21 protein-coding genes are annotated in these 22,607 nt (G+C 63.5%); 10 read left to right on the forward strand and 11 right to left on the reverse strand.

Annotation, left to right across the window (positions count from 1 at the left end):
- Positions 1-313: 313 nt before the first annotated feature.
- Positions 314-628, forward strand: coding sequence for an ATP-dependent Clp protease adapter ClpS (clpS, locus tag BLV45_RS02345; protein ID WP_090528410.1), 315 nt, complete (start codon positions 314-316; stop codon positions 626-628).
- Positions 625-2,922: an ATP-dependent Clp protease ATP-binding subunit ClpA gene (gene clpA / locus BLV45_RS02350; RefSeq protein ID WP_090528412.1), complete on the forward strand. Its 2,298-nt coding sequence runs from the start codon at positions 625-627 to the stop codon at positions 2,920-2,922. Before clpS ends, clpA begins: the two co-directional genes overlap by 4 nt.
- Before the next feature lie 88 nt (positions 2,923-3,010).
- Here the strand turns inward: clpA and dut are convergent, their stop codons facing one another.
- From dut to BLV45_RS02380, 6 genes are all read right to left on the reverse strand, one after another.
- Entirely contained in the window at positions 3,011-3,457 is a 447-nt protein-coding gene (gene dut, locus BLV45_RS02355; RefSeq protein ID WP_090528415.1) for a dUTP diphosphatase, read from the reverse strand.
- Between the two features lie 27 nt (positions 3,458-3,484).
- Positions 3,485-4,486, reverse strand: a complete 1,002-nt coding sequence (locus BLV45_RS02360; RefSeq protein WP_090528418.1) for an LLM class flavin-dependent oxidoreductase — start codon at positions 4,484-4,486, stop codon at positions 3,485-3,487.
- 50 nt (positions 4,487-4,536) lie between these two features.
- Complete coding sequence (coaBC, locus tag BLV45_RS02365) at positions 4,537-5,751, reverse strand: bifunctional phosphopantothenoylcysteine decarboxylase/phosphopantothenate--cysteine ligase CoaBC (RefSeq protein ID WP_090528421.1); 1,215 nt, start codon at positions 5,749-5,751, stop codon at positions 4,537-4,539.
- Between the two features lie 107 nt (positions 5,752-5,858).
- Positions 5,859-6,359, reverse strand: coding sequence for a signal peptidase II (gene lspA, locus BLV45_RS02370; RefSeq protein ID WP_090528424.1), 501 nt, complete (start codon positions 6,357-6,359; stop codon positions 5,859-5,861).
- Complete coding sequence (ileS, locus tag BLV45_RS02375) at positions 6,359-9,196, reverse strand: isoleucine--tRNA ligase (protein WP_090528427.1); 2,838 nt, start codon at positions 9,194-9,196, stop codon at positions 6,359-6,361. Before ileS ends, lspA begins: the two co-directional genes overlap by 1 nt.
- Before the next feature lie 147 nt (positions 9,197-9,343).
- The gene (locus BLV45_RS02380) at positions 9,344-10,339 is read right to left on the reverse strand and encodes a bifunctional riboflavin kinase/FAD synthetase (RefSeq protein WP_090528430.1); all 996 of its coding nucleotides are present in this window, start codon (positions 10,337-10,339) and stop codon (positions 9,344-9,346) included.
- A gap of 126 nt (positions 10,340-10,465) precedes the next feature.
- Here BLV45_RS02380 and purN point away from each other — a divergent pair, with 126 nt between their 5' ends.
- The 6 genes from purN to nadC all read left to right on the forward strand — a co-directional run bounded on the left by purN (position 10,466) and on the right by nadC (position 17,478).
- On the forward strand, positions 10,466-11,122 hold the full coding sequence (gene purN / locus BLV45_RS02385) for a phosphoribosylglycinamide formyltransferase (protein WP_090528433.1): 657 nt from the start codon (positions 10,466-10,468) through the stop codon (positions 11,120-11,122).
- Positions 11,119-12,477 carry an RsmB/NOP family class I SAM-dependent RNA methyltransferase gene (locus BLV45_RS02390; RefSeq protein WP_090528436.1) on the forward strand — a complete coding sequence of 453 codons (1,359 nt, stop codon included), beginning with the start codon at positions 11,119-11,121 and terminating at the stop codon, positions 12,475-12,477. The genes purN and BLV45_RS02390 overlap by 4 nt, the downstream gene beginning before the upstream one ends.
- A gap of 67 nt (positions 12,478-12,544) precedes the next feature.
- Positions 12,545-13,897 (forward strand): mechanosensitive ion channel family protein, encoded by a 1,353-nt coding sequence (locus BLV45_RS02395; RefSeq protein WP_090528439.1) that lies wholly within the window; start codon positions 12,545-12,547, stop codon positions 13,895-13,897.
- Positions 13,898-14,114: 217 nt separating this feature from the next.
- Positions 14,115-15,311 carry a DesA family fatty acid desaturase gene (locus BLV45_RS02400; protein ID WP_090528442.1) on the forward strand — a complete coding sequence of 399 codons (1,197 nt, stop codon included), beginning with the start codon at positions 14,115-14,117 and terminating at the stop codon, positions 15,309-15,311.
- Between the two features lie 131 nt (positions 15,312-15,442).
- The gene (nadA, locus tag BLV45_RS02405; protein WP_090528445.1) at positions 15,443-16,579 is read left to right on the forward strand and encodes a quinolinate synthase NadA; all 1,137 of its coding nucleotides are present in this window, start codon (positions 15,443-15,445) and stop codon (positions 16,577-16,579) included.
- A complete protein-coding gene (nadC, locus tag BLV45_RS02410) occupies positions 16,579-17,478 on the forward strand; it encodes a carboxylating nicotinate-nucleotide diphosphorylase (protein ID WP_090528448.1) in 900 nt (299 codons plus the stop codon). Before nadA ends, nadC begins: the two co-directional genes overlap by 1 nt.
- A 59-nt stretch (positions 17,479-17,537) precedes the next feature.
- Here the strand turns inward: nadC and nadB are convergent, their stop codons facing one another.
- From nadB to radC, 4 genes are all read right to left on the reverse strand, one after another.
- The gene (gene nadB, locus BLV45_RS02415; protein WP_090528451.1) at positions 17,538-19,136 is read right to left on the reverse strand and encodes an L-aspartate oxidase; all 1,599 of its coding nucleotides are present in this window, start codon (positions 19,134-19,136) and stop codon (positions 17,538-17,540) included.
- Positions 19,137-19,358: 222 nt separating this feature from the next.
- Positions 19,359-19,526 carry a 50S ribosomal protein L33 gene (rpmG, locus tag BLV45_RS02420; RefSeq protein ID WP_006478046.1) on the reverse strand — a complete coding sequence of 56 codons (168 nt, stop codon included), beginning with the start codon at positions 19,524-19,526 and terminating at the stop codon, positions 19,359-19,361.
- A 10-nt stretch (positions 19,527-19,536) separates the two neighbouring features.
- The gene (gene rpmB / locus BLV45_RS02425; protein ID WP_007586227.1) at positions 19,537-19,770 is read right to left on the reverse strand and encodes a 50S ribosomal protein L28; all 234 of its coding nucleotides are present in this window, start codon (positions 19,768-19,770) and stop codon (positions 19,537-19,539) included.
- Between the two features lie 240 nt (positions 19,771-20,010).
- Complete coding sequence (gene radC, locus BLV45_RS02430; RefSeq protein WP_176954089.1) at positions 20,011-20,760, reverse strand: RadC family protein; 750 nt, start codon at positions 20,758-20,760, stop codon at positions 20,011-20,013.
- 176 nt (positions 20,761-20,936) lie between these two features.
- On the opposite strand from radC, the gene BLV45_RS02435 reads away from it, so the two are divergent.
- Both BLV45_RS02435 and ispH read left to right on the forward strand, forming a co-directional pair.
- Positions 20,937-21,392 carry an FKBP-type peptidyl-prolyl cis-trans isomerase gene (locus BLV45_RS02435; protein WP_090528454.1) on the forward strand — a complete coding sequence of 152 codons (456 nt, stop codon included), beginning with the start codon at positions 20,937-20,939 and terminating at the stop codon, positions 21,390-21,392.
- Positions 21,393-21,394: 2 nt separating this feature from the next.
- Positions 21,395-22,354: a 4-hydroxy-3-methylbut-2-enyl diphosphate reductase gene (gene ispH, locus BLV45_RS02440; RefSeq protein WP_090528458.1), complete on the forward strand. Its 960-nt coding sequence runs from the start codon at positions 21,395-21,397 to the stop codon at positions 22,352-22,354.
- 8 nt (positions 22,355-22,362) lie between these two features.
- On the opposite strand, the gene BLV45_RS26910 is transcribed toward ispH, so the two are convergent.
- Positions 22,363-22,599 carry a hypothetical protein gene (locus BLV45_RS26910; RefSeq protein WP_143130378.1) on the reverse strand — a complete coding sequence of 79 codons (237 nt, stop codon included), beginning with the start codon at positions 22,597-22,599 and terminating at the stop codon, positions 22,363-22,365.
- Between the last annotated feature and the right edge of the window lie 8 nt (positions 22,600-22,607).

The following is a 22,607-nucleotide window of genomic DNA, read 5'->3' on the forward strand; positions in this document are numbered from 1 at the left end:
CCTTCTTTTCTTATGTGCGGTGGCGCAAGCGGCGCATCTTGAAAAGACGCATAATCGACTCACATGAGGTTCAGACCAGACGGGCATCGCGGTCGTCCCCCCGCCTGATCTGACGGGTTGTGCGATACTCGTTTCGACTGCAGTTTTCGGGATAGGCTTTATGCCAGTCCCGTGAGCCGGATCCGCAATCGGCTCGGTGCAGAACTCACGCGTGACAAGGCTGTACGGTCAGGCGGTGGCGAACCGATCGCCGACCAGCCGGTCGGGTTTTGGCAGGATTGCGGGCCTGCCCGGGTTGTTTAGAATTGGATGTATGGCGATTATCCCGGACAAGCAGGATGGCACCGTACTGGAGCGGCAGGAACAGAAGCTGAAACCGCCGGCCATGTACAAGGTGGTGCTGCTGAATGACGACTTCACGCCGATGGAATTCGTCGTGATGATCGTGCAGGAGTATTTCAACAAGGATCGTGAGACCGCAACGCAGGTGATGTTGAAGGTGCATCGCGAAGGTCGGGGGGTTTGTGGGGTCTACACGCGGGACATCGCGTCGACCAAAGTCGAGCAAGTCGTTACCCACGCACGGCAGGCCGGGCATCCGCTGCAGTGTGTGATGGAGGAAGCATGATTGCCCAGGAACTGGAAGTCAGCCTGCACATGGCGTTCATGGAAGCACGCCAGGCGCGGCACGAGTTCATAACGGTCGAACATCTTTTACTGGCCCTGTTGGACAATCCGACGGCAGCAGAAGTGTTGCGCGCGTGTGCAGCCAACATCGAAGATCTGCGCCAGAACCTGCGCAACTTCATTCATGACAACACGCCGACCGTGCCGGGCACGGACGACGTCGATACGCAGCCGACACTCGGCTTCCAGCGCGTGATTCAACGCGCGATCATGCATGTTCAGTCGACATCGAACGGCAAGAAGGAAGTCACCGGCGCGAACGTTCTCGTCGCGATTTTCGGCGAGAAGGATTCGCACGCGGTCTACTACCTGCAGCAGCAGGGCGTGACGCGTCTGGACGTGGTGAACTTCATCTCGCATGGCATCGCGAAGACGAACAGCACCGACGCCGCGAAAGCGAGCGACGCCAGCGCCGAGTCCGATGAAGCCGCCGCGCAGAAGGAAACCCCGCTTGCGCAGTTCACGCAGAACCTGAACCAGATGGCGAAAGACGGCCGCATCGACCCGCTGATCGGGCGCGAGCTGGAAGTCGAACGCGTGGTGCAGGTGCTGTGCCGACGGCGCAAGAACAATCCGCTGCTGGTCGGCGAGGCCGGCGTCGGCAAGACGGCGATCGCCGAAGGTCTCGCCTGGCGCATCACGCGCGGCGAAGTGCCGGACATTCTCGCGGATGCGCAGGTGTATTCGCTCGACATGGGCGCGCTGCTCGCGGGCACCAAGTATCGCGGCGATTTCGAACAGCGCCTGAAAACGGTGTTGAAGGAACTGAAGGAGCGTCCGCACGCGATTCTCTTCATCGACGAAATTCATACGCTGATCGGCGCAGGTGCTGCGTCGGGCGGCACGCTGGATGCGTCGAACCTGCTGAAGCCGGCGCTGTCGTCGGGCACGCTGAAGTGCATCGGCGCGACCACGTTCACCGAATATCGCGGCATCTTCGAAAAGGACGCGGCACTGTCGCGCCGTTTCCAGAAGATCGACGTGACCGAGCCGACCGTCGAGCAGACGGTGGCGATCCTGCGCGGCCTCAAGTCGCGTTTCGAAGAGCACCACGGCGTGAAGTATTCGTCGGGCGCGCTGAACGCGGCCGCTGAACTGTCGGCGCGCTTCATCACGGATCGTCATCTGCCGGACAAGGCGATCGACGTGATCGACGAAGCGGGCGCGGCGCAACGCATCCTGCCGAAATCGAAGCAGAAGAAGACGATCGGCAAGGGCGAGATCGAGGAAATCATCTCGAAGATCGCACGCGTGCCGCCGCAAAGTGTTTCGCAGGACGATCGCAGCAAGCTGCAGACGCTCGATCGCGATCTGAAGAGCGTCGTGTTCGGGCAAGACCCGGCGATCGATGCGCTGTCGGCCGCGATCAAGATGGCGCGTGCCGGCCTTGGCAAACTGGACAAGCCGATTGGCGCGTTCCTGTTCTCCGGCCCGACGGGCGTCGGCAAGACCGAAGTGGCGCGGCAACTCGCGTTCACGCTCGGCATCGAGCTGATCCGCTTCGACATGTCGGAGTATATGGAGCGTCACGCGGTGAGCCGTCTGATCGGCGCGCCGCCGGGATACGTCGGGTTCGATCAGGGTGGTCTGCTCACCGAAGCCGTCACGAAGAAGCCGCATTGCGTGCTGCTGCTCGACGAAATCGAGAAGGCGCATCCGGACATCTACAACGTGCTGCTGCAGGTGATGGACCACGGCACGCTGACGGACAACAACGGTCGCAAGGCGGATTTCCGCAACGTCATCATCATCATGACGACGAACGCGGGCGCTGAGTCGATGAACAAGTCGACGATCGGCTTCACGACGCGCCGGGAAACCGGTGACGAAATGGTCGACATCAAGCGCATGTTCACGCCGGAGTTCCGTAACCGTCTGGACGCGACGATCAGCTTCCGCTCGCTCGATGAAGAAATCATCATGCGCGTGGTCGACAAGTTCCTGATGCAGCTCGAAGACCAGTTGCACGAGAAGAAGGTCGACGCGCTCTTCACCGATGCGCTGCGTCAGCATCTCGCGAAGCACGGTTTCGATCCGCTGATGGGCGCGCGTCCGATGCAGCGCCTGATCCAGGACACGATCCGTCGTGCGCTGGCAGACGAGTTGCTGTTCGGCAAGCTGATGAGCGGCGGCCGCGTGACGGTCGACGTCGATGCGGAAGACAAGGTGCAGTTGACCTTCGACGAGCAGCCGGCGCCGCGCAATCCGAATCCGGAAGCGATCGAAGTCGAGTAAGGTTCTACTTTAAGCTGTACGTGAAGGCAGAACGGCGCGGGTTAAACCCCGCGCCGTTCTGCTTTTTGCTTTTGAAAAACGAAAGCGGTTAATGCTTGCCCGTGCTGCCGAAACCGCCGGCGCCACGCGTGCTTTCCTCGAAGTCGTCGACGATGTTGAATTCTGCCTGCACGACCGGCACGATCACGAGCTGTGCGAGGCGCTCCATCGGATTCAGCGTGAATTCGGTCTGGCCGCGATTCCACGTCGAAATCATCAGTTGCCCCTGGTAATCCGAATCGATCAGGCCGACCAGGTTGCCGAGCACGATGCCATGCTTGTGACCGAGGCCCGAGCGCGGCAGGATCAGCGCCGCGTAACCCGGGTCGCCGACGTGAATCGCGAGGCCTGTCGGCACCAGCGCGGTTTCGCCGGGCTTCAGCGTCAACGGTTCATCGAGGCAGGCGCGCAGGTCGAGGCCCGCGCTGCCGGTTGTCGCGTAGGCGGGCAACTGTTCGCGCATGCGCGCGTCGAGAATCTTCAGGTCGAGTTTCATGCAGGTTCGTGTTGGATTAAAAAAACCTTAGCGTGCCAGCTGGAACGCTTCGGCGAGAAGCTCATAAGAGCGAAGCCGTGCACGGTAACTGCCGGCCACGGTCAGGACGATCAGTTCGTCGGCCTGGTACTGTTCCTGGATGGCGAGCATCCTCGCGGTGACGCTTTCGGGCGTGCCGATGATGCTGCGCGGCTTCTCGCGGTCGATCACCAGTTGCTCGCGCTCGCCGTATTCCTGCGCGACGCCCTGTTCGGTCGACGGAATCGGTGCGTTCAAGCCGTACGCCATCTGCACGCGCCGCAGGTCGACGGCTTTTTCGAGGTCGGCGGCTTCCTGTTCCGTATCCGCGCAGATCACGAAGACGGCGGCGGCGAGATAGGGCTGCGCTTCGTTGCCGGCCGTGAAGCGCTCGCGATACACCTGCGCGACCTGATGGCCGAAGTGTGCGTTGATGAAATGCGCGAACGAGAAACGCAGGCCGAGCTGCGCGGCAAGCATGCCGCCGAAGTCGCTCGAGCCGAGCACCCAAAGCTGCGGACGGGTTTCGACGGCCGGTTGCAGCAGCACGCCGTGCGCGACGTGCTCCGGCGGCAGCGTGCCGTTCATCAGCCCGACGAGATCGGCGACCTGCTGCGGAAAAATGTTGCCGCGGTTGTACGCGCCCGCGGCGACTGCCTGCGCGGTGCGCATGTCGCCGCCCGGCGCGCGGCCGACGCCCAGATCGATCCGGTTCGGAAAGAGCGCCTCCAGCATCATGAACTGTTCGGCAAGCTTGAACGGGGTGTAGTACGGCAGCATGACGCCGCCCGAACCGAGCCGGATGCGCTTCGTCACGCTGCCGAGCCGCGCGAGCATCACTTCCGGGCACGGGTTCGACACGCCGCGCAGGCCGTGATGCTCGGCGCACCAGTAGCGCGTGTAACCGAGATCGTCGGCGAGTTGCGCGAGTTCGACGGTGGCGGCCACGGCGTCTGACACCGAATGCCCGTCGATGACCGGGGTTTGATCGAGCACGGAAAGTAATGTCATGGTTCCGCTCCGGTTCAAGGTGGATGCTGCGCGCGCCGCGTCAGGTTGCGTCAGGTGATGAGGCGCGTGTCCGGCAGACGCTTCGCGATTTCGGTGATCAGTGCGCGTGCGAGCGTCCGCTTGTCGGCGCGCGGCAGCTTCGTCGCGCCTTTCGCTTCGAAGAGAACGACTTCGTTGTCGTCGAGACCGAAGGTCAGCGGGCCGAGATTGCCGATCAGCAACGGCACGTTCTTGCGCACGCGCTTTTCTTCGCCGTGTACGTCGAGGTTGCCGCTCTCCGCCGCGAAGCCGACGCAAAAGGGCGGATGCGGCAGCTTCGCCACCGATGCCAGGATGTCCGGATTTTCGACGAACATGAACGTCGGCAAAGACCGGTCCGCGTTCTTCTTGATCTTGTGTTCGGCGACGTGATCGATGCGCCAGTCGGCCACCGCCGCGACGCCGATGAAGATGTCGTAATTGCCCACGGCACGCATCACGGCGTCGTGCATCTGCTGGGCGGTCTGCACGTCTTCGCGGTACACGCCCCACGGCGTCTCCAGCGAAACCGGACCGGCGACCAGATGGACGTCCGCGCCCGCCTGCTGCGCGGCGCGTGCGAGCGCGAAGCCCATCTTGCCGCTCGAACGGTTCGTGATGCCGCGCACGGGGTCGAGCGGCTCGAACGTCGGGCCGGCCGTCAGCAGCACGCGGCGGCCCGCGAGAATTTTCGGCGTGAAGAACGATGCAATGGCTTCGTACGTGGCTTCGGGTTCGAGCATGCGTCCGTCGCCCGTTTCGCCACAGGCCTGCGCGCCCGAGTCTGGTCCGAGCACCTCGACACCATCGGCGCGCAGCTGCGCGACGTTGCGTTGCGTCGCCGGATTCAGCCACATCTGGCGGTTCATCGCCGGGACGACGAGAAGCGGACAGTCGCGCGCCACACATAGCGTGGACAGCAGATCGTCGGCCATGCCGTGGGCGAGTTTCGCGAGGAAATCGGTCGAAGCCGGTGCGATCACGATCGCGTCGGCTTCGCGCGACAGATCGATGTGCGGCATGTTGTTGTCGATGCGCGTGTCCCACTGGCTCGTATAGACGGGCCGGCCCGACAGCGCCTGCATCGTGACGGGCGTGATGAACTGCGTCGCCGCTTCGGTCATCGCGACCTGCACGGTCGCACCGGCCTTGGTCAGCAAGCGCGTGAGTTCAGCGATCTTGTAACAGGCGATGCCGCCCGACATGCCGAGGACGAGATGTTTTCCAGCGAGTTCAGCGGTTGCCAACGCGAGCCTCCGACAAAGCATGACGGCCGGCGTGCCCTCGGGTGCAGGCCGCCGGCCTGGATACGGATGATCAGGCGCGCCAAATCATGCGTAAAAAGCGCGCCGGATCAGCGCGCGCCGCGCACGCGCCGCAGTTCATCGAACACGAGCAGCGCGGCGCCGATCGTGATCGCGCTGTCGGCGATATTGAACGCCGGCCAGTGCCACGCACGCACGTGAAAATCGAGAAAATCGATCACGTGGCCGTACGCGATCCGGTCGATCACGTTGCCGAGCGCGCCGCCCAGAATCAGCGCCAGCGCCGTGCAGAAGAGCCGCTGGTTGCCGTGGCGCCTCAGCAGATAGCAGATTACCAGCGCCGCGATGACGCCAAGCGCCGTGAACGCCCAGCGCTGCCAGCCGCCCGCCGCTGCGAGAAAGCTGAACGCCGCGCCGCGGTTGTACACGAGCACGAGGTTGAAGAATGGCGCGAGCGCGACCGACTGGCCGTACGCGAACACCTTCGCAATCGCGATCTTCGACAGCTGGTCGAACAGGATGACGATCAGCGCGACGCCCAGCCACGGCGCCAGCGATCCGCCCGCGGGTTTCGACAGGGTTCTGCCCATTATGCCGCGCTCCTTGCTTCACCGCTGCCAAAGAGGTTGCTGAAGCAGCGCCCGCACAGCGACGGGTGGTCGGCGTGCGCGCCGACGTCCGCGCGATAGTGCCAGCAGCGCTCGCACTTCAGATACTTCGACGCGATGACTTCGACGCCTTCTTCTTCGGCGGTGTCGACCTTGACGAGCGTGGCCGCCGAGGTGATCAGCACGAACTTGAGGTCGTCACCGAGGCTTGCCAGCGCGTCGTAACGCGCGCCGCTCGCGCGGATTTCGACTTCCGCCTGCAGCGAGGAACCGATCAGGTTCGCGACGCGCGCTTCTTCCAGCGCCTTCGTCACGGTGCCGCGCACTTCGCGCAGGAGCGTCCACTTGTCGACGAGCGCGGCGGATTGCGGCACGTCCGGCCACGCGTGATACGTTTCCGTGAAGATCGTTTCGCCCGACGGCTGGAAGATCTTCCATGCTTCTTCGGCGGTGAACGACAGGAACGGCGCCATCAGACGCAGCAGGCCGTGCGCGATGTGATACAGCGCGGTCTGGGCCGCGCGGCGCGCGACCGAACCGGCCGCCGTGGTGTACAGCCGGTCCTTCAGCACGTCGAGATAGAAGCCGCCGAGGTCTTCCGAGCAGAACGTCTGCAGCTTCGCGACGACCGGGTGGAACTCGTACTTCTCGTAGTGCGCGAGGATGTCCGCCTGCAGGCCGGCCGACAGCGCAACCGCGTAGCGGTCGATTTCGAGCCAGTCTTCGACCGGACGCGCGTCCTTCGCGAAGTCGAAGTCCGACAGGTTCGCGAGCAGGAAGCGCAGCGTGTTGCGGATGCGCCGGTAGCCTTCCGTCACGCGCTTCAGGATTTCCTCAGAGATCGCGAGCTCGCCCGAGTAGTCGGTCGAAGCGATCCACAGGCGGATGATTTCCGCGCCGAGACGGTTCGCCACTTCGTGCGGGTCGATCCCGTTGCCGAGCGACTTGCTCATCTTGCGGCCTTCGCCGTCGACCGTGAAGCCGTGCGTCAGCAGCGCGTTATAGGGCGGCCGCCCATCGAGCATCGAAGCGGTCAGCAGCGACGAGTGGAACCAGCCGCGATGCTGGTCCGATCCTTCGAGGTACAGGTCAGCCGGGAACTGCAGTTCATCCTTGTGCGAGCCGCGCAGCACGTGCCAGTGCGTCGTGCCGGAATCGAACCAGACGTCGAGCGTGTCGCGGTTCTTTTCGTACATGTTGGCGTCGTCGCCGAGCAGCTCGCGCGGATCGAGCGACTGCCACGTCTCGATGCCGCCCTGTTCGACGCGTTTCGCGACTTCCTCGAGCAGTTCCAGCGTGCGCGGATGCAGTTCGCCCGTTTCCTTGTGTACGAAGAACGCCATCGGCACGCCCCACTGACGTTGACGCGAGAGCGTCCAGTCAGGGCGGTTCGCGATCATGCTGAAGAGGCGCTGCTTGCCCCACGACGGATAGAACGCGGTGTTCTCGATGCCTTCGAGCGCGGTTTCCCGCAGTGTCCTGTCCGTGTCTTTCGGCTTGACGTCCATGCCGGCGAACCACTGCGAAGTCGCGCGATAGATGATCGGCGTCTTGTGGCGCCAGCAATGCATGTAGCTGTGCGTGTATTTTTCGGTGCGCAGCAGCGAGCCGGCCGCTTCCAGCGCCTCGACGATCTTCGGATTCGCCGCCCAGATCGACAGCCCGCCGAAGAGCGCAAGCGACTCGATATAGCGGCCGTCGCCCATCACCGGCCCGATGATGTCGGAGTCCGCCATGCCGTGCGCCTTGCACGACACGAAGTCTTCCACGCCGTACGCCGGCGACGAATGCACGATGCCGGTACCCGTTTCGGTCGTCACGTAGTCGCCGAGATAGACCGGCGACGTGCGGCGGTAATCCGGATGCGCGGACGCGAGCGGATGATGAAAGCGCACGTTCGCGAGGCTCGCGCCGGGCGCCGTCGCGATCACGTGGCCTTCGAGGCCGTACTGCTTCAGGCACGCCTCGACGCGTTCTTCCGCGAGAATCAGGAGGCCGCGCGGCGTATCGACCAGCGCGTACGTGATCTCCGGATGGACGTTCAGCGCCTGGTTGGCGGGGATCGTCCACGGCGTCGTCGTCCAGATGACGATGCCGCCCTCGCTGCGCGGCAGCGCCGCGAGGCCAAACGCCTGCGCGGTTTTGTCCGGTTCGGCGAAGCTGAACAGCACGTCGATCGTCGGATCGGTCTTGTCCTTGTATTCGACTTCCGCTTCGGCGAGCGCCGAGCCGCAGTCGAAGCACCAGTTCACCGGCTTCAGGCCGCGGAACACGTAGCCTTTTTCGATGATCTTCGCGAGCGCGCGGATTTCGCCGGCTTCATTCGCGAAGTTCATCGTCCTGTACGGGTTGTCCCAGTCGCCGAGCACGCCCAGGCGCCGGAAGCCGGCCTTCTGCTTTTCGATCTGCTCGCTCGCGTAGGCGCGCGCCTTCTGCATCACCTCGATCGCGGGCAGCGACTTGCCGAACTGCTTTTCGATCTGGATTTCGATCGGCATGCCGTGGCAATCCCAGCCCGGCACGTAGACCGCGTCGAAGCCCGCGAGATTGCGCGCCTTGACGATCATGTCCTTCAGGATCTTGTTCACCGCGTGGCCGAGGTGGATGTCGCCGTTCGCATACGGCGGGCCGTCGTGCAGGATGAACTTCGCGCGGCCCTTGCTGGCGGCGCGGATCTTTTCGTAGATCTTGCGCTCCTGCCATTCCTTCACCCATTGCGGTTCGCGTTTGGGCAGGTCGCCGCGCATCGGGAACGGCGTGTCGAGCAGGTTGACCGGGTAGCGGGACTGCGGTTTCGAATCGGCTTTCTTGTTGCTCATGATCAGGTCGCGGTGAATGCTGTGTGTCGCGGAGTACGCGGGGCATGGCGCGCATCAGGCAGGCGGGTCGCGTGGGCGACTGGCGCTGTCCGGTGCGCACGGCGAGGGGCACGTGCGCGGCTTGCAGCCAGACACGTACCGCGGCGGTTATCTAATTCGGTCGGTGGCCGAGGTGGCGAAGCCGGTTGACTGGCTGCCCGGCGCATGCGCGCCGACGGCCGCAAACCACGCGCGCGCATTGGCGACGTCGCGCGAGATCGCAACGGTCAGCGTTTCGAGGTCGACGTATTTCTCCTCGTCGCGCAGCTTCTTCAGAAATTCGACGCGCACGAGTTTGCCATACGCGTCGCCGTGCCAGTCGAGCAGGTGGACTTCGAGCAGCACGCGCCCGGAGTCGTCGACGGTCGGACGCAGGCCGAGGCTCGCGACGCCCGGCAGCGGCTCCGCCTCGACGCCATGCACGCGCACGACGAAGATGCCCCCGAGCGCTGGCCGCCTGTGCGCGATCGGCAGATTCAGGGTGGGAAAGCCGAGGTCGCGACCGAGCTTCATGCCGTGTACGACGTGGCCGCTGATCAGGTAGTCGCGGCCGAGCGCGGCGCGCGCCGAATCGAGATCGCCCGCGACCAGCGCCGTGCGCACGCCGGAGCTGGAAATTCGCGCGCCGGACGGATCGGCGACGGTCGCCATCTGCTCGACTTCGAAGCCGTGCTGCTCGCCCGCTGCCTTCAGCGAATTGAAATCGCCCGCGCGTTTCGCGCCGTAGCGGAAGTCGTCGCCGATCATCACCCAGCGCGCGTGCAGGCCGTTCACGATGATCCGCTCGACGAACGTATCCGGCGACTGGCTGGCAAACGTCTGGTTGAAATGCTCGACGACGACGCGATCGACGCCGTTCATGCGAAGCGCTTCGAGCTTGTCGCGCAGCATCGCGATGCGCGGCGGCGCGGCGGCCGGATTGAAGAATTCGCGCGGGTGGGGCTCGAAGGTCATCACGCAGACGGGCAGGCCGCGTGCATCGGCGGCCGCGCGGACGTGCGCGAGCAAAGCCTGATGGCCGCGGTGGACACCGTCGAAGTTGCCGATGGTCAGTGCGCAGGGCGCACGGCTTTCAGCATTGGGAAGACCGCGGAAGACTCTCACGATAGCGGGTGTGGCGGGTTTGAGTAGAGTGGGCCAGATGCCGCAAAACAAACGATTATAAACGCTCGGGCGTCAGCACGGCGGCCAGGCCCGGTTTGCGGGCCCCCTGAATGTTAAAATCCGCGGATGAAAAAACTCGTCATCCTGATTTCCGGACGGGGAAGCAACATGGAAGCCATTGTCCGCGCATGCTCGCGCGAGCACTGGCCGGCCGAGGTCGCCGCCGTGATTGCCAACCGTCCAGACGCCGCGGGTCTTGCTTTCGCGGCGTCGCAAGGCATTGCCACGGTGGTCGTCGACCACCGCCAGTTTCCTGACCGCGAGGCGTTCGACGCCGCGCTCTCCGCTGAAATCGACCGCTTTTCGCCCGACCTGCTGGTGCTTGCCGGCTTCATGCGCGTGCTCACGCCGGGTTTCGTCGACCGTTACGCCGGCCGGATGCTCAACGTGCATCCGTCGCTGCTGCCGAGCTTCGCCGGCCTGAAAACGCATCAGCAGGCGCTCGACGCGGGCGTGCGGCTGCACGGCGCGTCCGTGCATTTTGTCACGTCGCAGCTCGACCATGGGCCGATCGTCATCCAGTCGGCGGTGCCCGTGCTGGCCGGCGACGACGCCGCCGCGCTGGCCGCGCGCGTGCTTGCCACCGAACATGTCATTTATCCGCGTGCCGTGCGCTGGTTCGTCGAAGGGCGTCTTGCCCTCGACGGATTGCGCGTCACGCTTACGCCGCCGGAAGAGCCGCAATGGCTCTTCGCCGGTCAAACCGCCGGGGAGGGCGTATGAGGCTGCATGGTTTTCTGATTGGACAAACTGAAACACTGCTCGCGGACGTGCTGAAGTTCGCGGGCCCCGCGGACGCCGCCACGAGCCGCTTTTTCCGCGCGCATCCGAAGCTCGGGCACGGCGAGCGCGGCGTGATCGCTGAGGCTGTTTTCGCGGTGCTGCGTCGCCGGATGGAGTTCGCGCATCTGGCCGAAAGCGGCACGGGCAGCCCGGCGCGGCGCCTCGCGCTGCTCGGGCTGATGCAGACGGCGGGGCGCTCGGCGCTCAAGCCGTTCGTCTCGGACGCCGAATCGACGTGGCTCGAACACGTCTCGAAGATCGACCCGGAAAGCCTGCCGCTGCGCATCCGGCTGAATCTGCCCGACTGGCTTTATCAGGCACTGTCGAACCGGTTTGAGCCGGCGGAGCTGGCGCAGCTCGCCGCCGCGCTGAATTACCCGGCGCCGCTCGACCTGCGCGCCAACCCGATCAAGGCGAGCCGCGACGACCTGCTCGAAGCGCTCGGCAAGGCCGGCATCGAAGCCGGCGGGACGCCGTTCGCGCCGTTCGGCGTACGCGTGGTCGGCAAGCCGCCGCTCACGAAGCTCGATGCGTTCCAGAACGGCTGGGTCGAAGTGCAGGACGAAGGCAGCCAGCTGCTGTGCTCGCTCGTCGCGCCGAAGCGCGGCGAGATGATCGTCGACTTCTGCGCGGGCGCGGGTGGCAAGACGCTCGCACTCGGCGCCGCGATGCGCTCGACGGGCCGTCTCTATGCGTTCGACATCTCCGAGCGGCGTCTCGCGAAGCTGAAGCCGCGCCTTGCGCGCAGCGGCCTGTCGAACGTGAACCCGGTGCTGATCGACAGCGAACACGACGCGAAGATCAAGCGCCTCGCGGGCAAGATCGACCGCGTGCTGGTGGACGCGCCGTGCAGCGGCCTAGGCACGCTGCGTCGCAATCCGGACCTGAAGTGGCGTCAGTCGCCGGAATCGGTCGCCGAACTGGCGCCGAAACAGGCGTCGATTCTGGCGAGCGCGGCGCGTCTCGTGAAGAAGGGCGGGCGGCTGGTATATGCGACCTGCAGCATTCTCGAAGCCGAGAACGAAGTGGTCGTGAAGCAGTTCCTCGCCAATCATCCGGATTTCGTGCTGATTCCGGCGGGCGACGTGCTCGCCGAGCAGCGCATCGATCTGCCGATGGGCGATTACCTGTCGCTGTGGCCGCATCTTCACGCGACAGACGGTTTCTTTGCGGCCGTGATGGAGCGCCGGGCGTCCGTGGCGGTGGCTGCACCTGCCGCGACCGAAGCGACGACAGACGCCACCGAAGCGACAGACGCCACCGAAGCACCAGGCACGGCAGACGCCACCGAGTAACCCCGAAAGCGCCCGCCCGCCGCGAAACGCGCGGCCGGGCCGGGGGCCGGAAAGGGCACGGACAATCATGGAAGAACGCCTTTTTTCTCACATGCTGGGCGACATCGCGCGCGACTTCGGTCAGCCGGTGATCCTGTGGCAGGCGGCGATCCTGCTCTCCACGCTGGCTGTCGCGTGGATCGTCGCGCGCCTGTTGCGCCGCACGCTCGACCTGCGGCGCCAGACGCGCTACGAGAAGCTGCGCTTCGGTGCGGAAAGCCTCAATAAGGCGTTCTTTCCGCTCGTCGGCGGCGTGTTCGTGTGGCTTGCGAGCACGATCACCGCGCATTTCATGCACACGGCGCTGCTCGATCTGGCGCTCGTGCCGCTCTTCGGCATCGGCCTGATCTACATCGCGTTCTATTTCGCGCGCCGCGTCTTCAGCAGCGACGGCGAGGCACACGGCCTGCTGTTTCTCGTCGAGAAGGTTGTCTCGGTGGCCGTCTGGATCGGCATGGCGCTGACCGTGATGGGCATCCAGGACTCCGTGCTCGCGTGGATGGGCAGCGTCAAATTCCGCGTCGCGAACGCGCACATGACGCTGCTGTCGCTGTCGACGGGCCTCCTGTGGGTCTGCGTCACGATGATCGTTGCGATGTGGCTTGGCTCGGCGTTCGAAGATCGCCTGACGCGCTCGACCACGCTCGATGCAAACCTGAAGGTCGTGCTCGCGCGCCTCGGCCGTGCGCTGCTGATGCTGGCCGCGATCCTGATCAGCCTCTCGCTTGTGGGCATCGACGTGACCGTGCTGGGCGTGTTTGGCGGCGCGCTCGGTGTCGGGCTGGGGTTTGGCCTGCAGAAGATCGCGAGCAACTACGTGTCGGGCTTCATCATCCTGATCGACCGGTCGCTGCGCATCGGCGACACGATCAGCGTGACCGGTCTGCAGGGCATGGTGACGCAGATCCGCACGCGCTATACGGTGGTGCGCGGACTCGACGGCATCGAAACGCTGATCCCGAACGAGAAACTCATCACCGACGTCGTGCAGAACCAGTCGTCGTATCTGACGCGTGGTTACGCGAAGGCGGCGGTGCAGATCGCCTACACGTCCGATCTCGATCAGGCGATGGCGCTGCTCGTTCAGGCCGCGAAAGACGTACCCCGTGTGCTGCAGGAGCCGGCGCCGACGCCATACCTCGTCAGCTTCGGCACCGATGGCATCAATCTCGAACTCGGTTTCTGGATCGAGAACGCCGCCCAGGGCACGTCAGGCGTGCGCTCGGCGATCAACCTGAACATCTGGCGGCTGTTCGCGGCCAACGGCATTTCCATTCCGTTCGCGCAACGCGAAGTGCGGATCGTCGGCGGCAGCGACATTCTGTCGCAGGCGGTAACGCTGACCGGTCAAACCGCCGGCAAAGCCGACAACGGCGCCTGACAGGCGGGACGGCGTTGTCGCCCTCGGTTCGCAGCACGATTTACCCGAATTCTGGGCTTTCGGATCGCATATTCTTTGCGATGCTACAAAAAAATCCTCATTTGTTACAAACACTTGGAACGGTTCTAGTAAAATGCCGTCGAATCCTGATGAATGCTTTCACTTTCTTGACATCGGCCTTTTCGGCAGATGTCGCACGTCACACAGGTAAACTGACTTGCTGAACTCCCTGCTCGACTTTCTTGCCCACGGCCTGCTTCGTCTCTCGTGGTGGCAACTCGTGCTTTACACGCTCGCGGTGACGCACGTCACCATCATTGGCGTGACGGTCTATCTCCATCGCTGCCAGGCACACCGTGCGCTGGATCTGCACCCTGTCGTCAGTCACTTTTTCCGCTTCTGGCTGTGGATGACCACGGGCATGCTGACGGCGCAGTGGGCTGCGATTCACCGCAAGCACCACGCGAAGTGCGAGACCGAAGAAGATCCGCACAGCCCGCAGACGCGCGGCATCTGGAAGGTGCTGCTCGAAGGCGCGGAACTGTATCGCGCTGAAGCGAAGAACGAAGAAACGCTGCGCAAGTTCAGCCACGGCACGCCGAACGACTGGATCGAACGCAACGTCTACACGAAGTATCCGATCCTCGGCATCAGCGTGATGATGGTGATTAACGTTGCGTTGTTCGGCATCGTCGGCCTGAGCGTCTGGGCTGTGCAGATGATCTGGATTCCGTTCTGGGCGGCGGGCGTCGTGAACGGCCTCGCGCACTGGTGGGGTTACCGCAACTTCAACTCGGCGGATGCGAGCACGAACATCTTCCCGTGGGGCATCCTGATCGGCGGCGAAGAACTGCACAACAACCATCACACGTATGCCACGTCGGCAAAGCTGTCGAACAAGTGGTACGAGTTCGACATCGGCTGGATGTATATCCGCATCATGTCGGCGTTCAGGCTGGCCAAGGTGAAGAAGATCGCGCCGACACCGCGTCTCACGTCGGGCAAGCTGGTGCTCGATCAGGACACGCTGCAAGCGGTGCTTGCGAACCGCTACGAAGTGATGGCGCGTTACGGCAAGGCGCTCAAGCGCGCGTATCGCCAGGAACTGGCACACCTGAAAGAAGGCGGTGCGCGTGAGAAGTATCAACTGATGCGCGGCGCACGCAAGTGGGTCCACAAGGAAGAAGACGGTCTCGACGAACCGCAGAAGCGTCAGCTTCCGCAGCTTTTCGCAAACAGCCAGAAGCTGCGCACATACATCGAACTGCGTAGCGACCTCGCGGCGATGTGGGAGCGCTCCAATGCATCGCGCGAACAATTGCTCGTGCAACTGCAGGACTGGTGTCATCGTGCCGAACAAAGCGGCATCAAGGCGCTGCAGGAATTCGCGCTGCGACTTCGTCGTTATGCCTGATCCCGGCTGATCCCGAAATACTTTAAAATTTCGGAACGTCACAAAACCCCGCGTTGGCGGGGTTTTGCTTTTTGGGCTGGCGAAAACGTGCGCGAAGTGCGCGATGGCAGATCGGCAGGGCAGAGGAGATCATGAATCAGGAGATCAGGAGCGTCGAATACGACCGGCCGCAAGTGCAGGGTTTGACGTGCGGCGTGGGTCAGGCGTGGGCGAAGGTGCCCGACGTGCCGTCGGCGCAGGAGAAGGTTGCGTTGAAAGCGCGTATACGCGCGCTGCTTGCGCGCGAAAAGGCGGTGCTCGTCGCGCATTATTATGTGGATGCCGAGTTGCAGGAACTGGCCGACGAGACCGGCGGCTGCGTTGCTGATTCGCTGGAGATGGCGCGTTTCGGCCGCGATCATGACGCCCGGACGCTGGTTGTGGCCGGCGTGCGTTTCATGGGTGAGACGGCAAAGATTCTGAGTCCGGACAAGCGCATTCTGATGCCGGATCTCGACGCGACCTGTTCGCTCGACCTCGGCTGCCCGGTCGATGAGTTTTCCGCGTTCTGCGATGCGCATCCGGATCGCACCGTGGTCGTCTACGCCAACACCAGCGCGGCCGTGAAGGCGCGCGCGGACTGGATGGTGACATCGTCGATCGGGCTCGAGATCGTCGCCGATCTGCACGCGCGCGGCGAAAAGATCATCTGGGCGCCGGACCGTCACCTCGGCGGCTATATTCAGAAGAAAACTGGCGCCGACATGCTGCTGTGGCAGGGCTCGTGTCTCGTTCACGACGAATTCAAAGGTATCGAACTCGATCTGCTGCGCGCGGAATATCCCGGCGCCAAGGTGCTGGTGCATCCGGAATCGCCGGAAGGTGTGGTCGCACAGGCTGACGTCGTCGGCTCGACGACGCAGTTGATCGACGCCGCCCAGCGTCTCGACGCAACGCATTTCATCGTGGCAACCGATCTCGGTATCCTTCACAAGATGCGTCTGGCGGCGCCCGGCAAGACGTTCATCGAAGCGCCGACGGCCGGCAACAGCGCTACGTGCAAGAGTTGCGCGCACTGTCCGTGGATGGCGATGAACGGTCTCGCCAATCTCGCTGACGTGCTGGAGCGCGGGCATAACGAAATTGCCGTCGATCGTGCAATCGGCGAGCGCGCGCGTCTGCCGATCGACCGGATGCTGGCGTTTGCCGCCCAACAGAAGAAGCGCGTGCAGGCGAGCGGTGATCTCGCACGGGATACGACGTTGTTCAAGAACGTGGGAGCGGCATGATGGGGGCGTCTGAATTTATCCGCGCGGAAGCGCTTTCTCCGCTCTACGCGGAAATTCGCGCGCAATACGGCGACGCTTTCGACGCCGCGATTGCTCGCAATGTCGCGGACGCGCTTGCTGAAGATATCGGCAGCGGCGATCTCACCGGCCGACTCGTGCCGGGGGACGATCTGCGCGATGCGCGCATCATCGTGCGGGAAGACGCCGTGCTGTGCGGCGTGTCATGGTTCGACGAGGTGATGCGTCGCGTCGATCCGCGTATCGACGTGAAGTGGCGTTACCGCGAAGGCGAGCGTATGACCGCCGACACGACGGTGTGCGAGATACACGGCCCCGCGCGCGCGCTGCTGACCGGCGAGCGTAACGCGATGAACTTCCTGCAACTGCTGTCGGGTGTGGCCACCGTGACGCGGCGCTACGTCGACGCGATCGCGCATACGCAGGCGCGTATCCTGGACACACGCAAGACGCTGCCCGGTCTGCGGCTTGCGCAGAAATACGCGGTGCGCGTCGGCGGTGGGGTCAATCAGCGGATCGCGTTGTACGACGGCATTCTCATCAAGGAAAACCATATCGCGGCCGCTGGCGGCGTTGGCGCGGCGATGGAGGCAGCGCTCGCGCTCAATGCGGCGGTGTCGATCCAGATCGAGGTCGAGACACTTGCGCAGCTCGAAACCGCGCTCGCGCATCGCGCGCAGTCGATCCTGCTCGACAACTTCACGTTCGACGCGATGCGCGACGCCGTTCGCATCACCGCTGGAAGGGCGGTACTCGAGGTGTCGGGCGGCGTGAATTTCGACACGGTACGGACGATCGCGGAAACCGGCGTCGATCGTATTTCGATCGGCTCGCTCACAAAGGACGTACGCGCGACGGACTACTCGATGCGATTGCTCTGATTGCGGCGTGGTTCACCCTGGCAGCAAGATAACCCGCATCGCTGCGGGTTTTTTGCGCCTCAGATCGTGCGATTGGACACGCGCTCCGACGAAAGCACCGTGGGAAGCGCCTTCGGCAGTGCCGCTGGCCAGTCGCGGCTGAAATGCAGCCCACGGCTTTCGCGACGCGAGCGGGCGCTTTCGACGATCAACGAAGCCACGTCGACCAGATTGCGCAGCTCGAGCAGGTCGCGACTGACCTTGAAGTTCGCGTAGTACTCGTGGATTTCGTCACGCAACAGGGCGAGCCGATGCTTCGCGCGCGCGAGCCGTTTGTCGGTGCGCACAATGCCGACGTAGTTCCACATGAGCCGGCGCAGCTCGTCCCAGTTGTGCGCGACGACAACTTCCTCGTCTGGATCGGAGACGCGGCTCTCGTCCCAGTCGGGCAGCGGCGCATGAACGGCTGCGCCGAATCCTTCTTCCTCGATCGCCGCGGCCGCGGACCTTCCCACGACGAGACATTCCAGCAGCGAGTTGCTGGCGAGCCGGTTCGCGCCGTGCAGACCGGTGCAGGACGTCTCGCCGACCGCGTACAGGCCGGCCAGATCGGTGCGCCCCGCGAGGTCCGTGACGACGCCGCCGCACGTGTAGTGCGCAGCCGGTACAACCGGAATGGGCTCTTTCGTGATGTCGATGCCGAATTCGAGGCATCGCGCGAGGATGGTCGGGAAGTGTTCGTGCAGAAACGCGGCGGGTTGATGGCTGATGTCGAGATAGACGCAATCGATGCCGCGCTTCTTGATTTCGAAGTCGATTGCGCGCGCGACGATGTCGCGTGGCGCGAGCTCGGCGCGCGAGTCGTGATTCGGCATGAAGCGCGTGCCGTCGGGCAGCCTCAGGACGCCGCCTTCGCCGCGCACGGCTTCGGATATCAGAAACGATTTCGCGTACGGATGGAACAGGCACGTGGGATGGAACTGGATGAACTCCATGTTCGACACGCGACATCCCGCGCGCCAGGCCATCGCCGTGCCGTCTCCAGTCGCCGTGTCGGGATTCGTCGTGTACAGGTAGACCTTGCCTGCGCCACCCGTCGCGAGGACCGTGTGGGGCGCCTCGATGGTCACGGTGCGGCCGGTGGTGATATCCAGTGCATAGAGACCATGACAGCGCCGCCCGGGCAGGCCGAGCCGGTCCGACGTGATCAGGTCGATCGCGCAGTGGTCTTCGAGCAGCGTGATATTCGGATGATGACGTACGCGTTCGCTCAGCGTGGTGACCACGGCGTGACCGGTGGCGTCGGCAGCGTGAATGATGCGGCGGTGGCTGTGGCCACCTTCGCGTGTCAGGTGAAAGCCCAGTTCTGCTGCATCGTCTCTGGTGAAAGGCACGCCCTGGGCAATCAGCCACTCGATGGCAGCCCGCCCATGTTCGACGATATGACGGGTCGCCGCTTCGTCGCACAGGCCGCCGCCGGCGATCAGCGTGTCGCGCACGTGATTCTCGATGCTGTCCGCGGAATCGAGCACTGCGGCGATGCCGCCCTGCGCCCAGTCGCTGGCGCCTTCGGTCATCGAGCGTTTGGCGATTACCGCAACGCGCCGCGTTTCCGCCAGATTCAACGCGACGCTCAAACCGGCCAGCCCGCTGCCGACAATCACTACATCGAAATTCATGTCCCTGCCTCTCCGTGTTTCCTGTCTCTCGCTTCTATCAACTGGACGCACTACGTACGTCGATCAGGCGGTAGAGGATACCGCGCCGGTGACGGGAGGGAAACCTGGCCGGATGGCTAATGAGGAATCAGGCGAGGCGGAATCGGCGTGGAAAAACAAAAAGCCCCGCAAGAATGCGGGGCTTTTTGTCGTCAAACTTTCGCCGAACAACGGAAAGCAAGATTACTTGATCTTGGTTTCCTTGTACTCAACGTGCTTGCGGACGACGGGATCGAACTTCTTGATCGCCATCTTTTCCGGCATGTTGCGCTTGTTCTTCGTGGTCGTGTAGAAGTGACCCGTGCCAGCGGTCGATTCCAGCTTGATCTTGTCGCGTGCGCCTTTTGCCATGATCTACTCCTTAGGCTTCGCCGCGTGCGCGCAGATCTGCGAGCACGGTGTCGATACCGTTCTTGTCAATCAGGCGCAGACCGGCGTTCGAGACGCGCAGACGCACCCAACGGTTTTCGCTTTCGACCCAGAAACGGCGGTTTTGCAGATTCGGGAGAAAACGACGCTTGGTCTTGTTGTTCGCGTGGGAAACGTTGTTGCCGCTCATCGGCGCTTTCCCAGTTACTTGGCATACGCGTGCCATGAGAGCACTCCTAATACGCTAATTCTGAGTTCGAACGCCGTGAAAGTATCCAGGAAAGAAAGAGCGATGCTTGAGATCGTTCGATATTTCCCTGAAGGCCTTGGTGGCTTCGGAACAGGGTTGGAAACAGGCAAACCGTGATTCTAGCAGGAAAAAACCCGATAAATCAAACGTTATTTGCGCCTGACGACAGGGCGCGACGCCGGTTCGCGGCACCCTGGGCACGTCGCAAACCGGCCTTCAGGCCCACCCGGTGCGAGCGAACGAGAACGTTTCGTGCGCGCCGATCACGAGATGGTCGATCAGTTGCACGTCGACGAGCGCCAGCGTGTCGCGTAGCACCCGTGTGAGGCGCCGGTCGCTGGCGCTTGGTTTGACTGCGCCAGACGGGTGATTATGCGCCACGATCAGGCTCGCTGCATTCAAAGTGAGCGCCCGCCGCACAATTTCCCGCGGATAGACCGCCATGCGCGTGAGCGTGCCGCGCGAACTTTCCTCGGAGCGGATCAGCCGGTGTCGTGCATCCATGAACAGACAGACGAACACCTCGTACGGGCGCGCGCCGACCAGCAGGCGCAGGTAGTCCTCGACCGCTCCGGGCGAATCGATCAGCGGGCGTTCGCGCATCTTTTCCGCCAGCCCGCGGCGCGCCATTTCGACGATGGCAAGCAGTTGCGCGGTCCGCGCCGGGCCGATGCCGCGCAGTCCGTCGAAATCGGCGGGTGTGGCGTCGAGCATGGCGCGTAACGAACCGAAGCGGGCGAGCAATGCCCGCGCCACGTCGAAGACGTTGTGGCCCGGGAGCCCCGAGCCGAGCATGAGCACAATCAGTTCAGTATCGGATAGCGCACCGGGACCTGCTTCCAGGAGGCGTTCCCGCGGCATGTCGTGTGACGGCCAGTCGCGGCAGTGCATGGGCGCGGGCGGCGCGCCACGCAGCGCGTGGATCGCGATGTCGTCGGGCAGCGTGAGCAAATCGGTGTCATGCATGATGTCGTCCTTCATGAGAGTCCGCCAGTACGGCCATGGCAGCTGCGTGCGGGGAAGCGCGCCACCGCGACGGGATATGTGGCTTACAATACTGCCTTTGCGCATGGCACTTCCGTTGCCACCGCGCGCATTGCGCCCGGGGCGCACGCGCAGCGCATCGACCGAACGAGTACCGCATGAGCATCATCGACATTTCCGAAGTGAAGCCGGGTTCGCACGTCACGCTTCACTACCGGCTTTCGCTCGCCGATGGCGCCGAAATCATCAATACCTTTACCGGGAGGCCCGCCACGCTGCTGCTGGGCGCCGGCCAGCTGGCGCCGCCACTGGAAGACATTCTGCTGGGATTGAAGGTCGGTCACCATTCGACCTTTCAGCTAGCGGCTGGTCAGGCCTTCGGGCCGCGCAATCCGGAGATGATCCAGCGCGTGTCGCTCGCCACCCTGCGCGAAAACAGCATGATCGGCGAGGATTTTTCTCCCGGCGATCTCGTCGAATTCAATGCACCTGGCGGCGGACGCTACGCGGGCGTGCTGAAGGAAGTAGGCGAAACGTCCGCCCTGTTCGATTTCAATCACCCGCTCGCCGGCCAGCCGCTGGCGTTCGAAGTGAAAATTATCGGAATCCTGTAAACATGAGCATCACGGATACGACTCTGGCCGAAGCCGAAATCCTGCTGGCGCAGCCGCGCGGGTTTTGCGCAGGCGTCGATCGTGCGATCGAGATCGTCGAGCGCGCCATCAAGCTGCATGGCTCGCCGATCTACGTGCGTCACGAAATCGTCCACAACGCCTACGTCGTTGAGGATCTTCGCAAGAAGGGCGCGATATTCATCGAGCAGCTCGAGGAAGTGCCAGCCGGCAACACGGTGATCTTCAGCGCGCACGGCGTGTCGAAGGCGGTGCGCGCGGAAGCCGAATCGCGCGGGCTGCGCGTGTACGACGCAACCTGCCCGCTTGTCACCAAGGTGCATATCGAGGTCGCGAAGATGCGCGCCGACGGGTTCGACATCGTGATGATCGGCCACAAGGGCCATCCGGAAGTCGAGGGCACGATGGGGCAGACGGGCGAGGGCATGCATCTGGTCGAAGACATCGAAGATGTGCAGGCGCTCGCGTTGCCGGACCCTGAGCGCATCGCGTTCGTCACGCAGACCACGCTGTCGGTCGACGACGCGGCCGAAATCATCGCGGCGCTGAAGGCGAAGTATCCCGCTATCCGCGAGCCGAAGAAGCAGGACATCTGCTATGCGACGCAGAACCGTCAGGACGCGGTCAAGTTCATGGCGCCGCAATGCGACGTGGTGATCGTGGTCGGCAGCCCGAACAGCTCGAACTCGAACCGGCTGCGCGAAGTAGCCGAAAAGCGCGGCATCCCTTCCTATATGGTCGACTCGCCGACGCAGATCGATCCGGCGTGGATCGAGGGCAAACGGCGTATTGGCGTGACCGCCGGGGCTTCGGCGCCTGAGGCACTGGCGCAGGCCGTCATCGCGCGTTTGCACGAACTGGGCGTGCGCAACGTGCGCGCGCTGGAAGGCATCGAGGAAAATATCGCGTTCCCACTGCCTCGCGGGTTGGGGTTGCCCGCCTGACCTGAGTTTCACAAGGCAGCACGCACACGAAACGCGCCCACGAGGGCGCGTTTTTTTTCGCCTGCCGCCAACTTGCCTTTTCCGGAAATAAGTGCCACATCATGAGAAATGGACCCTCCCGGCGGAGTCGCATGCAAATTTCCGCATAATTTTCGATAATTTTTCCAGTCATTCTTATTGATCGGGCCCCGTTTACTCATATAGCGCGTAATAAACGTCAGATTATTTGCACCAAAAAAGTGCATTACAAATT

Origin of the sequence: Paraburkholderia sartisoli (genome assembly GCF_900107685.1) — a bacterium.
Classification (GTDB): domain Bacteria; phylum Pseudomonadota; class Gammaproteobacteria; order Burkholderiales; family Burkholderiaceae; genus Paraburkholderia; species Paraburkholderia sartisoli.

Excerpts from the sequence above, each read along its gene's own strand:
- ileS (WP_090528427.1), bottom strand. The coding sequence starts at position 9,196 with ATGAGCAACAAGAAAGCCGATTCGAAACCGCAGTCCCGCTACCCGGTC.
- dut (WP_090528415.1), bottom strand. The coding sequence starts at position 3,457 with ATGAAACTCGACCTGAAGATTCTCGACGCGCGCATGCGCGAACAGTTG.
- nadC (WP_090528448.1), top strand. The coding sequence starts at position 16,579 with ATGGGGGCGTCTGAATTTATCCGCGCGGAAGCGCTTTCTCCGCTCTAC.
- purN (WP_090528433.1), top strand. The coding sequence starts at position 10,466 with ATGAAAAAACTCGTCATCCTGATTTCCGGACGGGGAAGCAACATGGAA.
- rpmB (WP_007586227.1), bottom strand. The coding sequence starts at position 19,770 with ATGGCACGCGTATGCCAAGTAACTGGGAAAGCGCCGATGAGCGGCAAC.
- radC (WP_176954089.1), bottom strand. The coding sequence starts at position 20,760 with ATGCATGACACCGATTTGCTCACGCTGCCCGACGACATCGCGATCCAC.
- lspA (WP_090528424.1), bottom strand. The coding sequence starts at position 6,359 with ATGGGCAGAACCCTGTCGAAACCCGCGGGCGGATCGCTGGCGCCGTGG.
- ispH (WP_090528458.1), top strand. The coding sequence starts at position 21,395 with ATGAGCATCACGGATACGACTCTGGCCGAAGCCGAAATCCTGCTGGCG.
- clpS (WP_090528410.1), top strand. The coding sequence starts at position 314 with ATGGCGATTATCCCGGACAAGCAGGATGGCACCGTACTGGAGCGGCAG.
- BLV45_RS26910 (WP_143130378.1), bottom strand. The coding sequence starts at position 22,599 with ATGCACTTTTTTGGTGCAAATAATCTGACGTTTATTACGCGCTATATG.
- BLV45_RS02360 (WP_090528418.1), bottom strand. The coding sequence starts at position 4,486 with ATGACATTACTTTCCGTGCTCGATCAAACCCCGGTCATCGACGGGCAT.
- BLV45_RS02390 (WP_090528436.1), top strand. The coding sequence starts at position 11,119 with ATGAGGCTGCATGGTTTTCTGATTGGACAAACTGAAACACTGCTCGCG.
- rpmG (WP_006478046.1), bottom strand. The coding sequence starts at position 19,526 with ATGGCAAAAGGCGCACGCGACAAGATCAAGCTGGAATCGACCGCTGGC.
- nadB (WP_090528451.1), bottom strand. The coding sequence starts at position 19,136 with ATGAATTTCGATGTAGTGATTGTCGGCAGCGGGCTGGCCGGTTTGAGC.
- clpA (WP_090528412.1), top strand. The coding sequence starts at position 625 with ATGATTGCCCAGGAACTGGAAGTCAGCCTGCACATGGCGTTCATGGAA.
- BLV45_RS02395 (WP_090528439.1), top strand. The coding sequence starts at position 12,545 with ATGGAAGAACGCCTTTTTTCTCACATGCTGGGCGACATCGCGCGCGAC.
- BLV45_RS02435 (WP_090528454.1), top strand. The coding sequence starts at position 20,937 with ATGAGCATCATCGACATTTCCGAAGTGAAGCCGGGTTCGCACGTCACG.
- nadA (WP_090528445.1), top strand. The coding sequence starts at position 15,443 with ATGAATCAGGAGATCAGGAGCGTCGAATACGACCGGCCGCAAGTGCAG.